The 13,893-nt window shown below is 73.3% G+C and carries 11 protein-coding genes; 5 read left to right on the forward strand and 6 right to left on the reverse strand.

The genetic code is table 11. The features are described 5' to 3' along the window. The first annotated feature begins 114 nt into the window (after positions 1-114). A complete protein-coding gene (locus ACXJKG_RS12910; protein ID WP_456846160.1) occupies positions 115-1,503 on the forward strand; it encodes a GH1 family beta-glucosidase in 1,389 nt (462 codons plus the stop codon). Between the two features lie 12 nt (positions 1,504-1,515). On the opposite strand, the gene ACXJKG_RS12915 is transcribed toward ACXJKG_RS12910, so the two are convergent. Next, the gene (locus ACXJKG_RS12915; protein WP_456846161.1) at positions 1,516-3,117 is read right to left on the reverse strand and encodes a phospholipase D family protein; all 1,602 of its coding nucleotides are present in this window, start codon (positions 3,115-3,117) and stop codon (positions 1,516-1,518) included. 221 nt (positions 3,118-3,338) lie between these two features. Here ACXJKG_RS12915 and ACXJKG_RS12920 point away from each other — a divergent pair, with 221 nt between their 5' ends. Then, a complete protein-coding gene (locus ACXJKG_RS12920) occupies positions 3,339-4,808 on the forward strand; it encodes an amino acid permease (RefSeq protein WP_456846162.1) in 1,470 nt (489 codons plus the stop codon). Positions 4,809-4,820: 12 nt separating this feature from the next. Here the strand turns inward: ACXJKG_RS12920 and ACXJKG_RS12925 are convergent, their stop codons facing one another. Together ACXJKG_RS12925 and ACXJKG_RS12930 are read right to left on the reverse strand one after the other, a co-directional pair. Beyond that, positions 4,821-5,273, reverse strand: coding sequence for a hypothetical protein (locus ACXJKG_RS12925; RefSeq protein ID WP_456846163.1), 453 nt, complete (start codon positions 5,271-5,273; stop codon positions 4,821-4,823). A gap of 89 nt (positions 5,274-5,362) precedes the next feature. Further along, positions 5,363-6,565, reverse strand: coding sequence for an acetyl-CoA C-acetyltransferase (locus ACXJKG_RS12930; protein WP_456846164.1), 1,203 nt, complete (start codon positions 6,563-6,565; stop codon positions 5,363-5,365). Between the two features lie 180 nt (positions 6,566-6,745). Between ACXJKG_RS12930 and pdhA the strand changes: the two genes are divergently transcribed. Genes pdhA through ACXJKG_RS12945 form a run of 3 tightly spaced genes read left to right on the forward strand, consistent with a single transcriptional unit; the run spans position 6,746 to position 10,265 of the window. Continuing rightward, positions 6,746-7,876 (forward strand): pyruvate dehydrogenase (acetyl-transferring) E1 component subunit alpha, encoded by a 1,131-nt coding sequence (gene pdhA, locus ACXJKG_RS12935; RefSeq protein ID WP_456846165.1) that lies wholly within the window; start codon positions 6,746-6,748, stop codon positions 7,874-7,876. Beyond that, on the forward strand, positions 7,876-8,883 hold the full coding sequence (locus ACXJKG_RS12940) for an alpha-ketoacid dehydrogenase subunit beta (RefSeq protein WP_456846166.1): 1,008 nt from the start codon (positions 7,876-7,878) through the stop codon (positions 8,881-8,883). The genes pdhA and ACXJKG_RS12940 overlap by 1 nt, the downstream gene beginning before the upstream one ends. Then, the gene (locus ACXJKG_RS12945) at positions 8,880-10,265 is read left to right on the forward strand and encodes a dihydrolipoamide acetyltransferase family protein (RefSeq protein WP_456846167.1); all 1,386 of its coding nucleotides are present in this window, start codon (positions 8,880-8,882) and stop codon (positions 10,263-10,265) included. Before ACXJKG_RS12940 ends, ACXJKG_RS12945 begins: the two co-directional genes overlap by 4 nt. Positions 10,266-10,310: 45 nt before the next feature. Here the strand turns inward: ACXJKG_RS12945 and ACXJKG_RS12950 are convergent, their stop codons facing one another. The 3 genes from ACXJKG_RS12950 to ACXJKG_RS12960 form a co-directional block, all read right to left on the reverse strand. After that, positions 10,311-11,489 (reverse strand): NAD(P)/FAD-dependent oxidoreductase, encoded by a 1,179-nt coding sequence (locus ACXJKG_RS12950; protein ID WP_456846168.1) that lies wholly within the window; start codon positions 11,487-11,489, stop codon positions 10,311-10,313. 86 nt (positions 11,490-11,575) lie between these two features. Further along, positions 11,576-12,532 (reverse strand): RNA polymerase sigma factor SigJ, encoded by a 957-nt coding sequence (sigJ, locus tag ACXJKG_RS12955; RefSeq protein ID WP_456846169.1) that lies wholly within the window; start codon positions 12,530-12,532, stop codon positions 11,576-11,578. 232 nt (positions 12,533-12,764) lie between these two features. Further along, on the reverse strand, positions 12,765-13,893 hold a 1,129-nt coding region (locus ACXJKG_RS12960; protein WP_456846170.1), incomplete at its 5' end, for a DUF222 domain-containing protein.

The raw sequence follows: 13,893 nt of genomic DNA on the forward strand, positions 1-13,893 counted from the left end.
GCGGCTACACCGGCCTGTACCTCGTCGCGGCCGTCGTGTGCGTCGCCGCGCTGCTCTGCGTGCCGGGACTCCGCGGCATCCGATGACCATCACCTCGACGAAGGCAGGACCCGCATGACCAGCCACCCGATCCTGCCCGCCGGCTTCCGCTTCGGGGTCGCCACCGCCGCGACACAGGTCGAGGGCGCCGCCGACGAGGACGGCAAGGGCCCCAGCATCTGGGACACCTTCGCGGCACGGCCCGGGACGGTCGTCGACGGCGACACCCCGGCGGTCGCGATCGACCACTACCACCGCTACCTCGAGGACGTCGGGCACGTCGCCGACCTCGGGGTGCAGGACTACCGGTTCTCGATCGCGTGGCCGCGCATCGTGCCCGCGGGGACGGGGGAGACCAACGCGAAGGGTCTCGACTTCTACGACCGGCTCGTCGACGCGCTCCTGGCCCGCGGCGTCCGCCCGGTGCCGACGCTCTTCCACTGGGACCTGCCCCAGCCGCTGCAGGACGAGGGCGGCTGGATGTCGCGCAGCACCGCGTACGCGTTCGCCGACTACGTCGACGTCGTCGTCGGCCGGCTGGGCGATCGCGTGGCGGACTGGTTCACGCTCAACGAGATGAGCGTCCACACCCTGTACGGGTACGGGCTCGCCGACCACGCGCCCGGTCTCGGGCTGGGCCTCGGCGCGCTCCCGGCGGCGCACCACCAGCTGCTCGGGCACGGGCTCGCGGTGCAGCGGCTCCGGGCCGCCGGGGCCACGCAGATCGGGGTGGTGAACCAGCACTTCCCCGTCATCCCGGCATCCGACGACCCCGCGGACCAGGCCGCCGCCGAGGCCTTCTCGGTCCTCACCAACTGGACGTTCGCGGACCCGATCCTGCGGGGCGAGTACCCGGCCGACGAGGTCGCCGGCGGGATCCTGCTGGGCACGGGCATGTCCGAGCAGCAGCTGGGCGAGGACCTGGCCGTGATCTCGGCGCCGCTGGACGTGTACGGCGTCAACTACTACGAGCCGACGATGATCGAGGCGCCGCGCGCGGGGCAGGACTACGCGGGGGTGCTCGAGGTCGACATCCCCGAGGGGCTGCMGTTCGCGCCCGTGCCGATCGAGGGCGTCGAGCGGACGGACTTCGGCTGGTCGATCGTGCCGTCGGCCCTCACCGACATCCTCGGCATCCTCGACGAGCGCTACCCGAACCTGCCGCCGGTCATCGTCACCGAGTCGGGGGCGTCGTTCCACGACGTGCGGACCGAGGACGGCGCCGTGCACGACGACCGCCGGATCCGGTTCCTCGACGCCCACCTGCGGGCCGTCGGCGACGCCATCGCCCGAGGGATCGACGTCCGCGGCTACTACGTGTGGTCGGCGCTGGACAACTTCGAGTGGGCCGCGGGGTACCGCGAGCGGTTCGGGCTCGTCCACGTCGACCTCGACACCCTCGAGCGCACCCGCAAGGACTCCTGGCACTGGTACCGCGAGGTGATCGCGGCGCAGGCGCGCTGACGTCGCCGGCGGTCAGTGCTGGCCGCGCGCCTTCATCCACGCGGGCCGCCCGTCGGGGTCCACGACGGCGTGGTACGGGGGAGTCGCGAGCAGCCGCTTCCAGAGCGGCAGCTCCACGACCGGGTGCGCGCGCAGACGCCCGGGCGGGCGCGGTCCCGACCGCCCGCCGGCGTACCAGGCGTCGAGGGCGGCCGCGCCGGCTCGGACGGCCTCGACCGCCTCGCCGGGGTCGATTAGCCCGTCGTCGTCGTCGCGGTCGAGGTGCTCGCGCCACAGCTCGAGCCGCAGCTCGCGGGCGAAGCCTCTCGCCCCGTCGCCCAGGCCCCCGGGGTCGCGTGGCTCCCGTCCGTCGAGGCGTCGGTCGAGGACCGCGGCCGTGAGCTCGGAGTCGTGCGTCCAGGACCGACGGTTGAGGTTGTCGCTGCCCACCGTGGCCCACACGTCGTCGATCACGCAGACCTTCGCGTGCACGTAGACGGGTCCGCCCTCGCGGTTCTCGACGTCGAGGACCTGGACGCGGTCACCGCCCGCCGCGCGCACGATCTGCAGAGCCCGGGCGTGGCCCAGCCGCACGGGCGGCAGGGCCAGCCGGCCGTCCTGGTCCGGGTAGCGGGGAACGACCGCGACGAGGTGCAGCCCGGGCTCGCGACGCAGCGCGGCGGCGAACACCTGCGCGACGTCGGCCGACCACAGGTACTGGTCCTCGACGTAGACGAGGCGACGCGCGCGCCGCAGGGCCTTGGCGTACCCGCGGGCGGCGCTGCGCTCGCCGTCGGGGGCGAACGGGTAACCCGGACGGCGCTGGGGGTACGTGCGCAGGAGCTGGACGGCGCAGGTTCCCGCCTCGGGCGGCGGTGGCTCCACCGACGGGAGCACGCTGGGCTGCCGGTCCTCCCGGCGCACCAGGTCGGGCACCGCCTGCCACGGCAGCCTGGAGAGAGCCGCGGGGTCCTCCCACCGCTCGCGGAAGACGTCCTCGACGTCGCGGACGGCCGGGCCGCGGATCTCCACCTGGACGTCGTGCCACGGAGGACGCGGCCCGTACTGGTGGGCGAAGGGCTGGTTCTGCGCGTCGCCGCGGTGGTCGGCGTCGTCCCGCCGCCCGTGCGCCAGGTCGATCCCGCCGAGCAGAGCCACGTCGTCCCCCGGGCGTCCCGGGTGCCGGATGACTACGAACTTCTGGTGGTGGCTGCCGACGGAGCGCACGCGCTGGTCCAGCAGCACCTCGCCGCCGACGTCGTTGACCCGCTCGGAGAGGGTCCGGTTCTCCTCGTTCGAGAACCGCATCCGGTCCAGGTGCGAGCGCCAGATCAGTCCCTTGACCAGCGCGCCGCGGAGCACGGCGTCCGACAGCGCCTCGGCGACGGTCGGGCCGTCGTCCGTCAGCCGCTCGTCCGGGTCTCCGCGCCAGTCGCTGAAGAGCACCAGGTCGCCGTCGCCCGTCCGGGCCAGCTCCTCGGCGAGGACGGCGAAGTACGCGGAGCCGTGCACGAGCGGTCGCACCGCGTTGCCCTCGGTCCACGGCCGGATCCGCGTCGCGTCGTTGCCGCGCTGCTCGCCGGTGAGYAACCACCCCAGCTCGGTCCGTCCGCCGGCGATGGCCGGCAGGCGCACCCCGGACCGCCTCCGACGCGCGCGTGACCTGGGACGGAGCGCGGGGAGCGCGAAGCGGTGCACGGGACCAAACTCGCACAGGTGGCCGGTCGCGGCCACGGGCGAGCGGGACCGGGCACGCCGGCCTCGCTGGAGTAGCCCGCTCGTCGCACCGCGCGCGCAACCCGGGGGCTTCCGCCAGACTTGCTGGGCACCCGTGCGACGTGGGGGGAGCCGGTCGGATGAGCGTTCTGCGCACCAAGCCCGTCGAGCAGTCCATGGCGGACTCCGAGGAGCCGGAGTTCAAGCTCAAGCGCTCGCTCAGCGCGCTCGACCTGGTGGTGTTCGGCGTCGGGGTCGTCATCGGCGCGGGCATCTTCACGCTGACCGGTCGGGCGGCGCACGAGGTCGCCGGGCCCGGGATCGTCCTGTCGTTCGTGATCGCGGCCTTCTGCTGCGCGCTCGCGGCGATGTGCTACGCCGAGTTCGCCTCGACGGTGCCCGTCTCGGGGTCGGCGTACACGTTCAGCTACTCGAGCCTGGGCGAGATCTTCGCGTGGATCATCGGGTGGGACCTCATCCTCGAGATGTTCCTGGGCGCCAGCGTCGTCGCGCAGGGTTGGAGCGCGTACCTCGGGGTGCTGGCCGAGAACCTCGGCTTCGCGATCCCCGAGTCGATCGGGTACGGCGGCGTCGTCGATGTCCCGTCGATCGTGCTGGTGCTCGCGCTGGGGGTGCTCATCACCCTCGGGATCAAGGAGTCGCTGCGGGTCAACCTGGTGCTCGTCGCGCTGAAGCTGTTCGTCGTGCTGTTCGTGATCATTGCCGGCATCCAGTTCATCTCCACCGAGAACTACAGCCCGTTCATCCCGCCCGCGCAGGCCACCGAGACCACGACCGGCCTGAGCCAGCCGCTGCTGCAGGCGATCGCMGGGCTGGAGCCGACCGCGTTCGGCTGGGGCGGCGTCGCCGCCGGCGCGGCGCTCGTGTTCTTCGCCTTCATCGGGTTCGACGTCGTCGCGACGACCGCCGAGGAGACCCGCAACCCGCAGCGCGACCTGCCCATCGGGATCCTCGGCTCGTTGATCATCTGCACGATCCTGTACTGCGCCGTCTCGATCGTCGTGACGGGGATGGTGAGCTACGACAAGCTCGACCCCGAGGCCGCCCTGGCCAACGCCTTCACGGCGCACGGCGAGGACTGGATGGCGACCGTCATCTCGGCCGGCGCGGTCGCCGGCCTGACCACCGTCGTGCTCACGCTGATGATCGGCGGCAGCCGCGTGATCTTCGCGATGAGCCGCGACCACCTGCTGCCCGTCGGCCTGGCCCGGGTGCACCCGACGTTCCGCACGCCGTGGGTCATTACCGCCGTCGTGACGGTCGTCGTGGCCCTCGTCGCCGGCCTGACCCCCGTCGGGGTGCTCGAGGAGATGGTCAACATCGGCACCCTGAGCGCGTTCGTGCTGGTCAGCATCGGGGTGCTCGTCCTGCGACGCAAGCGCCCCGACCTGCCGCGCTCGTTCAAGGTGCCGTGGATGCCGGTGCTGCCGCTGCTGTCCGCGGCCGTGTGCCTCTACCTCATGCTCAACCTGTCGGTGGAGACGTGGCTGCGATTCGTCGTCTGGCTGGTGCTCGGGTTCGTCGTGTACTTCGGGTACTCGATGCGCCGATCGAGGCTGGCGACACAGACGCCCACATCAGTCCACTGACCCCGGCGGCGCTCAGGCCCGCGGCTCGGTGCGCGCCTCCTCGACGGCCACGGGCTCGGGCCGCGTCTCCTCGACGGTCACGTCGGGCTCGGTGCGCGTCTCCTCGACGGTCACGTCGGGGTCGATGCGATCGGCCGTGCTCAGCCGCTCGTCCAGCTCGGACCGGGCGCCGCTCGCCTCCGTCGCGCGGGCACGCGCCTCGTTCTGCAGCGCCGCCGCGTCGGCCGCGCGGGCGTCGGCCTCGGCCTGCGCCAGTCGCGCCTGTGCGTCCAACCGGGCGGCCTCCGCCTCACGGCGCTGGACCTCCACCTGGTCGGCGGCGGCCTGCTCTCGGATCTCCTGCGCGCGCGCACGCTCGGCGTCGACCTTGCGCGCCCCGCTGCGCCGGCTGAGGCCGATAGCTGCGATGACGACCACGACGACCACGACGATGGCGACGATGATCCAGACGGTCTGCGAGTCCATGGGTCTACCTCCTGGGAGATGGCAACCCCACGATTGGACTGCCGTCCGAGAAGGTCCGCAAGCCGGGGCGTGCGCCGACGGCGGGCCGCTCAGCTGGGGTCGCGCCGGAGCAGCAGTGCCTCGCCCTGGCCTCCGCCGCCGCACAGCGCGACCGCGGCACGACCCCCGCCCCGGCGCGCGAGCTCCATCGCGGCGTGCCCGGCCAACCGCGCGCCCGACGCACCGATCGGGTGCCCGAGCGCGATCGCCCCGCCGTGGACGTTCGTCTGCTCGAGCGGGTACCCGAGGTCGGCGAGGGACTGCACGACGACCGATCCGAAGGCCTCGTTGATCTCGACGAGGTCCACCGACGACAGGTCCCAGCCGCCCCGCGCCAGTGCCGCCGAGATCGCCGACGACGGCTGCGAGTGCAGGGAGTTGTCCGGCCCGGCCACCTGCCCCGACGCCCCGACGGACGCCAGCCACGGCAGTCCGAGGTCTTCCGCCACCTCCCGCGCGGCCACGACGACGGCCGCCGCGCCGTCGGTCAGGGGCGACGCGTTCCCCGCCGTGATCGTGCCGTCGGCCGAGAACGCGGCCCGCAGGGCGGCCAACGACTCCAGCGACGTCTCGGGGCGGATGCCCTCGTCGACCGAGACGACCACGGCCTCCCCGCGCCGCTGCGGAACCTCGACCGGCGCGATCTCGGCCGCGAACACGCCCGACGCGACGGCCTCGGCGGCCCGCCGGTGGCTCTCGACGGCGACCCGGTCCTGCGCCTCCCGGGAGATCGACAGCAGCTTGTTCCCCCGCTCGGTCGACGACCCCATCGACTCGCGGTCGAACGCGTCGGTCAGCCCGTCGAACGCCAGCGAGTCGACGGCCGTGATGTCCCCGTACGTCCAGCCCCTCCGCGATCCCGGCAGCAGGTGCGGCGCCTGGCTCATCGACTCCTGTCCGCCGGCGACGACGATCGAGGCCTCGCCCAGCCGGATCATCCGCGCGGCGTCGATGATCGCCGCCAGCCCGCTGAGGCAGACCTTGTTGATCGTGGTCGCGGGGACGTTCCAGGGGATGCCGGCCGCGACGGCCGCCTGGCGCGCGGGGTTCTGACCTGCACCGGCCTGGACCACCTGCCCCATCAGCACCTGGTCGACCGAGGTCGCCGGCACCCCGGCCCTGGCCAGCGCCCCGCGGATCGCGACGGCCCCGAGCGACGCGGCGGACAGCGACGACAGCCCGCCCCCGAGCCGCGCCATCGGCGTGCGCGCGAACGCCAGGATCACGACCTCACGGTCGTCGGAAGTGCCCATGACCACACCATCCCTGTCCGTCGGACCACCCTGTCCGTAGGACGACATTGTGCGCCGTACGGTCGACACTCGCGCCAGCCCATGGGCACAAGGTCCCTTGCCGACATACTCTGGCGGGACATCAGGCAATGGGGCCTAGCTTCACAAGAGCGACGGCTCCGCCACCAGACGGAGCGAAACATGTTGCGTACAGATGTGTCCCCCAGTCGTGCCCTGCGCACGGCCCGGCCCCAGACCGACGATCTCGTGAGGCTCGTGACGCCCGACGGCGTGCGTCACGACGACCCCGTGCACGACCCCTGGATCGCGGACGTCGACGACGACCAGCTGCGAGCCCTCTACGAGGACATGGTCGTCGTCCGCCGCTTCGACACCGAGGCCACGGCGCTCCAGCGGCAAGGACAGCTCGGGCTGTGGCCGCCGCTCCTGGGCCAGGAGGCCGCGCAGATCGGCTCCGCCCGCGCGCTGCGCACGGACGACTTCGTCTTCTCCAGCTACCGCGAGAACGGCGTGGCGTACTGCCGCGGCGCGCAGCCGGTCGACCTCATGCGCGTGTGGCGGGGGACCGCCCTGGCCGGCTGGGACCCGCGGTCCATCGGCATGGCGACGCCGCAGGTGATGATCGGCGCGCAGACCCTGCACGCCACCGGGTACGCGCTCGGCTGCGTGAAGGACGGCGTCGACTCCGTGGCCGTCGCGTACTTCGGGGACGGCGCCACCAGCAAGGGGGACGTGCACGAGGCGATGGTCTTCGCCGCGAGCTTCGCCGCCCCCGTCATCTTCTTCTGCCAGAACAACCAGTGGGCGATCTCGGAGCCGGTGGGCCTGCAGGCGCAGCGCTCGATCGCCGACCGCGCCCCCGGGTACGGGATCCCGAGCATCCGGGTCGACGGCAACGACGTGCTCGCGGTCCTGGCCGCCACGCGGGTGGCCCTCGACCGGGCCCGCAGGGGCGACGGCCCGACGTTCATCGAAGCCGTCACGTACCGGATGGGGCCGCACACCACGTCCGACGACCCCACCCGGTACGTCGACCCGGCGGAGAAGTCGGAGTGGGCGGCGCAGGACCCGATCGTGCGGATCGAGCGGCTGCTCACGGCCAAGGGCGCGCTCTCCGACGAGCAGGCGGCCGAGATCACGCGGAAGGCCGACCAGTTCGCGACGGAGATGCGCAAGGGCTGCCTCGGTCTGCCGAACCCCGAGCCGCTGGCCGTCTTCGACCACGTGTTCGTCGAACCCACGGCGCCCCTCGAACGCCAGCGCAGCCAGTACGCCGCCTACCTCGCGATGTTCGACGGGGGTGAGGGCTGATGCGTGAGCTGACCCTGGCCGCCGCGCTCACCTCGGGCCTGCGGCACGCGCTCGACGACGACCCGACCGTGGTGCTGCTCGGCGAGGACATCGGCAAGCTCGGCGGCGTCTTCCGGGTGACCGACGGGCTGCAGCGCGACTTCGGCGCCGACCGCGTCATGGACACCCCGCTCGCGGAGGCCGGGATCATGGGTGTCGCCGTCGGCCTCGCGTACCGGGGCTACCGGCCCGTGGTCGAGATCCAGTTCGACGGCTTCGTCCACCCGGCCTTCGACCAGATGGTCACGCAGGTGGCCAGGCTGCACTACCGGACCGGCGGGGCCGTGCGGATGCCGATCACCGTGCGCATCCCGTACGGCGGCGGCATCGGCGCGGTCGAGCACCACTCCGAGTCGCCCGAGGCCTACTTCGCCCACACGCCCGGGCTGCGCGTGGTCACCTGCGGCGGCCCGCAGGACGCGCACACGATGCTGCGCCAGGCCATCGCGAGCGACGACCCGGTGGTGTTCTTCGAGCCGAAGCGCCGCTACTGGGTCAAGGGGTCGGTCGACGAGTCGCTCGACGGCGCCCTGCCGATGGACCGCGCCCGCGTTGTCGTCGAGGGGACCGACATGACGATCGCCGCGTACGGACCGCTCGTCATCACGGCCCGCGACGCCGCGCTCGCCGCGCAGGACGACGGGTTGTCGGTCGAGGTCGTCGACCTGCGCTCGCTGTCGCCGCTCGACCTCGACACGCTCGAGGCGTCGGTCCGCAAGACCCGCCGGCTCGTCGTCACCCACGAGGCGCAGCGGAACGGTGGGCTCGGCGCCGAGATCGTCGCCGGCATCACCGACCGGTGCTTCGACGCGCTCGCGGCCGCGCCGGTCCGCGTCACCGGCTTCGACACGCCGTACCCGCCGGCCAAGCTCGAGGAGCACTTCCTCCCCGACCTCGATCGACTGCTCGATGCCGTCGACCGGGTCATGGGCCGCCAGCACTCCCTGACCGGATGGAGCGCGCGATGAGCACCATGAAGCCCGTGACGATGCCCGACCTCGGCGAGGGCCTGACCGAGTCCGACCTGGTCGAGTGGATGGTGGCGGTGGGGGACACCGTCGAGCTGAACCAGGTGGTCGCCGATGTCGAGACCGCGAAGGCGCTCGTGCAGCTGCCGTCCCCGTACGCCGGGGTGGTCGCGGAGCTGCTGGTGGAGCCCGGCGCGACCGTGCTGGTCGGGGCGCCGCTGCTGATGATCGCGGTGGACGAGCCGAGCGTCGCCGAGGATGCCCCGGCGCCCTCCGTGGACGAGGTCGCGGTCGCCGACGACGAGCCCGCGGCGGCCAAGGCCCCCGAACGGACCTCCGTCCTCGTCGGCTACGGCCCGCTGGTCGAGGCGTCCGCACGTCCGCGGCGCCGGTCGCGGTCGGCGGGCTGGGTGGCCGCGCACGCCGTCGAGGAGGCCGAGACGCTCGCGCTGGCCGGTCCTCGGATCGGGCCCAAGGTGCTGCCGCCGGTCCGCAAGCTGGCGCACGACCTCGGCGTGGACCTGAACCGGGTCGAGGGCACCGGCAAGGACGGCATGATCACGCGCGAGGACGTGCTGCACGTGGTGTCGGGCGCGGCGACGAGCGCCGCCCGTCCCGCGACCAGCGCGGTGACCAGCACACACACGCCCACTCGGGTGGCGCCGGCCCCGGCGTCGTCGGCTCGGGAGGTCCGGATCCCGGTCGCGGGCGTCCGCAAGCAGACGGCGTCGGCCATGGTGGCCAGCGCGTTCACCGCTCCGCACGCGTCGACGTCGCTCACGGTCGACGTCACGCCGACCATGGAGCTGTTGGAGGAGTTCCGGGCCGACCGCGCGCTCGAGGGCCACAGGATCACGATCCTCACCCTCGTCGCCAAGGCGGTCGCGGTCGCGGTCGGTCGCAACCCGTCGGTCAACGCACGGTGGGACGAGGCCGCCGGCGAGATCGTCCAGCTGGGCTACGTGCACCTCGGGATCGCCGCCGCGACGCCGCGCGGGCTGCTGGTGCCGAGCATCAAGGACGCCGACGCGCTCCGGCTGCCCGAGCTGGCCGACGCGATCGGTGCCCTGACGGAGGCCGCGAGGGCCGGCACGACCACCCCCGCGGACCTCGCCGGGGGCACGATCACGATCACCAACATCGGCGTCTTCGGCGTCGACACCGGTACGCCGATCCTGGTGCCGGGGCAGGCCGCGATCCTGGCGATGGGCGCGATCCGTCGGCAGCCGTGGGAGTTCCGCGACGAGATCGCGCTCCGGCAGGTGATGACGCTCAGCCTGTCCTTCGACCACCGCGTGGTCGACGGCGCGGAGGCTGCTCGCTTCCTTGCCGACGTGGGCGCGATCCTCGCCCGGCCGGGAGCCGCGCTGGCCATGGTGTAGCCGTGCGCGCGAGGGACCCTCGGTGCGCCGGGGGTCCCTCGTCGCTCACGCCAGTGCCCGGGTGGCCTCGACCGGCTCGGTCGCGCGCGTGCGGCGACGACGCGCCGGGTACGGCACGGGATGCGCCACCGTCCACGCCGCGCCCGCGCAGATCAGCTCCTTGTACCGGGCGGCCAGGCGACCGCCCGGCGCCATGGACCGGGACCGGTCGTCGCCGGTGACCATCTGCACGAGACCGTCGCGCCGTCCCAGGCTGATGCACTGGTGCACGTAGGCCAGCGGCACGTGGGGGAGTCGGCCGCCGGTGAGGCGGGCGACGACGGAGTCCGCGGCCTGCCACGCCATGGGGATCCCCGACGCGCACGACATGCGCAGCGGGTTGCCCACCCGGCCGTGCGCCAGCGCCGCGTCGCCGACCGCGTAGACGTCGGGGTGCGAGACGGACCGCATCGTGCCGTCGACGAGGATCTGCCCGCGGTCGGTGACCGCCAGCGACGACGCCGCCGCGATCGGGTGGGCCGCGAAGCCCGCCGCCCAGACGGTCACGTCCGCGGGAAGGGCGTCGCCGGCGTCGGTGACGACTCCCGTGGCGCCGACGCTCGCGACGCCCGTGTGCTCGTGGACCGTGATGCCGAGCCGGTCGAACGTGCCGCGCAGGTGGTGCTGACCCGCCGCCGACAGCCAGTCGCCGAGTGCGCCTCGCACGGCGATCGCGACGTCGAGGTGCGCGAACGACTCGGCGATCTCGCTGGTCGCCTCGATGCCGGTCAGGCCCCCGCCGACGACGACCACGCGCCCGCCCGGGGCGAGTCCGCGCAGCCGGTCCCGCAGCCGGAGCGCGCCCGGTCGGCTGGCGACCTCGTCCGCGTGCTCGAACACGCCCGGTACGCCGTGGTCGTCGCGCGCGCTGCCCAGCGCGTAGACGAGCGTGTCGTACGGCAGCTCGTCGCCGCCCGCCAGGGCGACGGTCTTCGCGTCGACGTCGAGGGCGACGACGCGCGCCACGCGGAGGGCGACGCCCGTCCCCGCCAGCAGCTCGCTCAGGGGGCGCGGGCGCAGGTCCTGCCCGGTGGCCAGCTGGTGCATCCGGATCCGCTCGACGAAGTCGGGCTCGGCGTTGACCAGGGTGATCTCGACGTCGTCGCCGTGCAGGCGTCGCGCCAGCCGGCCGGCGGCGGAGGCCCCGGCGTAGCCGGCTCCGAGGATGACGATGCGGTGCTTCATGGCTCGCTCCTGTCGTGGATCGGTGGTGCCTCCTGAACTGGACGGCTCCGCGATCCCTGACAGCCGGGCGGTGTGACGCCGGTCACTCACCAGCCGCTGAGCAGCGGCTCCCCGTGCTCCGAGGCCGCCCACTGCCGCTCGGCGCGGCCGAGCTTCTCGGGGTTGACCTGCGAACGGATCGCGGCGATTCCCGCGTCCGTCACCTCCAGGCTCATCACGCCGACGAGCCGGTCGCCGACCATCGCGACCAGCGCCGGTCCGCCGTTGGCCGTCCAGGCGTAGAAGTCGGGGCTGCCACCGATGAGCGCGCGCTTGGCGTCGGCCGGCCGGAACAGCCCACGCAGGAACTGCGCGACAGCCGGGGCGCCGAAGAACGGCTTCGCGCGCGCGGGGACGTACCCGCCACCGTCGCCGACACCCATGGCATCGGCGGTCAGCAGGCGCAGCAGCGGCTCGGTCCGGCCGCTCGTCGCCGCCGCCAGGAACTCCTCGACGACCTGCCGGGCCGCGTCCTGGTCGACCTCCGTGCGGACCTTCTCCGCCGCCAGGTGCTGCTTGGCACGGTGCAGGATCTGCTGGCTGCCCGCCTCCGTGATGTCCAGCATCTCCGCGATCTCCGCGTGCGAGTAGGAGAACGCCTCGCGCAGCACGTAGACCGCGCGCTCGTTCGGGGTCAGGCGTTCCATGAGCATGAGGACCGCCGTCGAGACCGACTCCCGCTGCTCGGCCGTGTCCGCCGGGCCGAGCATCGGGTCGCCGGCGAGCAGCGGCTCCGGCAGCCACTCGCCGACGTAGACCTCGCGCCGCGCCCGGGCGGACTGCAGCTGGGTCAGGCAGAGGTTGGTCAGCGCCCGGGTCAGCCACGCAGCAGGGACCCTGACCTGCTCGCGGTCGGCGCCCTCCCACCGCAGGTACGTCTCTTGGACGACGTCCTCGGCCTCCGCCGCGGAGCCCAGCAGGCGGTAGGCGATGGCCTCGAGGCGGGGCCGGAGCGACTCGAAGACCTCGACGTCGGCTGCCCTGTCCGTGTCGTTAGCGCTCACGCCTCGACCCTACGACGTGAGCCTGACGCCGCTTCGTGAGCCTGACGCCGCTTCGTGAGCCCGACGCCGCTTCGCGAGCCTGACGCCGCATCGCGAGCCTGACGCCCTATCCGCCCCCGTCCGGAGAGCGGTTCCGGTCCTCAGTTCTGGTCGCGACGGCACCGGGCGGCCGCGCCAGAGCCCGACGGCCATGTCGGAGCCGGACGGCGGTGTCGAAGGTCGGCCGACTGTGTCAGAAGGGTGGGTCGCCGAGTGGGACGGGTGGTGGTGGGGGTGGTTGGTGGGTGGGGAGGTCGGGTGTGGTGTGGATGCGGGCGGGGTGGCGGGCGTAGGTCAGTCCGTGTCGGTCGGTCCAGGTGGAGACGCCGGTGGCGGGGTTGTAGGTGACGTTCCACCAGCCTTCGGTCTTGGCTTGGTGGTGGTGTTTGCACAACGCGTGCAGGTTCGCCTCACAGGTCTGCAGGTCGTGCACTTGCCGCTGGCCCGGCCCGTGGGTCGGGTGGAGCTGTTCAACCGCGCCGCGGTCGTGGTCGTAGGGGGTGCGGTGGTCGATCTCGCAGCGGGTGGCGGGTTGTCGGCAGCCGGGGAAGGTGCAGGTGACGTCGCGGGCTTGCACGGTCCGGGTCAGGTCCGCCCCGGGGCGGTACGACGTCGTGCCGACGGCGCAGACCTGCCCGGTGTCCGGGTCGGTCAGGACGCGGCGCCAGGTGCCGTCCTGGGCGAGCTCGCGGGCGACCTGCGCCGGGACCGGCCCGTACGAGCCGAGGAACCCTGGGGCGTCGTCCAGGCCGAGCAGGGTGGTGGCGGCCACGGAGAGTTGCACGGCGACGCGTTGCCCGTGCTTGCGGGGCAGCGGGGTGCCGTCCGGGGTGGCTTGCCGGTCCAGGATGGCGGTGAACACGTCGCTGAACGCGTCCGCCCGGCGCTGATCCACGGTGCGCTGGTCCCCGTCGRKGGTGGCGTGTCCGGCCAGGGCGTCGATCGCGGTGAACGCCGCCGTGGCTTCGGCGGCGGGTAGGTAGGCGACCAGTCGGGCCATCGCGTCGGGGGCCAGGATGAGGTCGATGCCGCGGCGGTCGCGTTCGGCGAGGCGCCGCTTCTCCACGTGGGCGGGGTTGCGGGCGATCAGGGTGGCGCGCACGTGCCGGGCCAGCTGCGGCGCCGTCAACTCCGAAGAACGCCCGATCGCGTCGTCGATCACCGCACGCACCACGCCCGGGTCCAGCCCGGTGCCGGCCTTGGTGACCTCGTCGAGGATGACGTCGATCTTGCGGGCCTCGATCGCCCCGGCCGCCCACGCGTCGCCCAGGGCCGGGTGCTGGGCGGTGCCCCAGGCGCGCAGGAACACCATCTCCGCGGCC

The organism is Cellulomonas sp. P5_C6 (assembly GCF_054049635.1).

Bases quoted from the DNA above. Each gene is read 5' to 3' on its own strand.
- ACXJKG_RS12950 (WP_456846168.1), bottom strand. From the start codon at position 11,489: ATGAAGCACCGCATCGTCATCCTCGGAGCCGGCTACGCCGGGGCCTCC.
- ACXJKG_RS12930 (WP_456846164.1), bottom strand. From the start codon at position 6,565: ATGGGCACTTCCGACGACCGTGAGGTCGTGATCCTGGCGTTCGCGCGC.
- ACXJKG_RS12945 (WP_456846167.1), top strand. From the start codon at position 8,880: ATGAGCACCATGAAGCCCGTGACGATGCCCGACCTCGGCGAGGGCCTG.
- pdhA (WP_456846165.1), top strand. From the start codon at position 6,746: ATGTTGCGTACAGATGTGTCCCCCAGTCGTGCCCTGCGCACGGCCCGG.
- ACXJKG_RS12925 (WP_456846163.1), bottom strand. From the start codon at position 5,273: ATGGACTCGCAGACCGTCTGGATCATCGTCGCCATCGTCGTGGTCGTC.
- ACXJKG_RS12940 (WP_456846166.1), top strand. From the start codon at position 7,876: ATGCGTGAGCTGACCCTGGCCGCCGCGCTCACCTCGGGCCTGCGGCAC.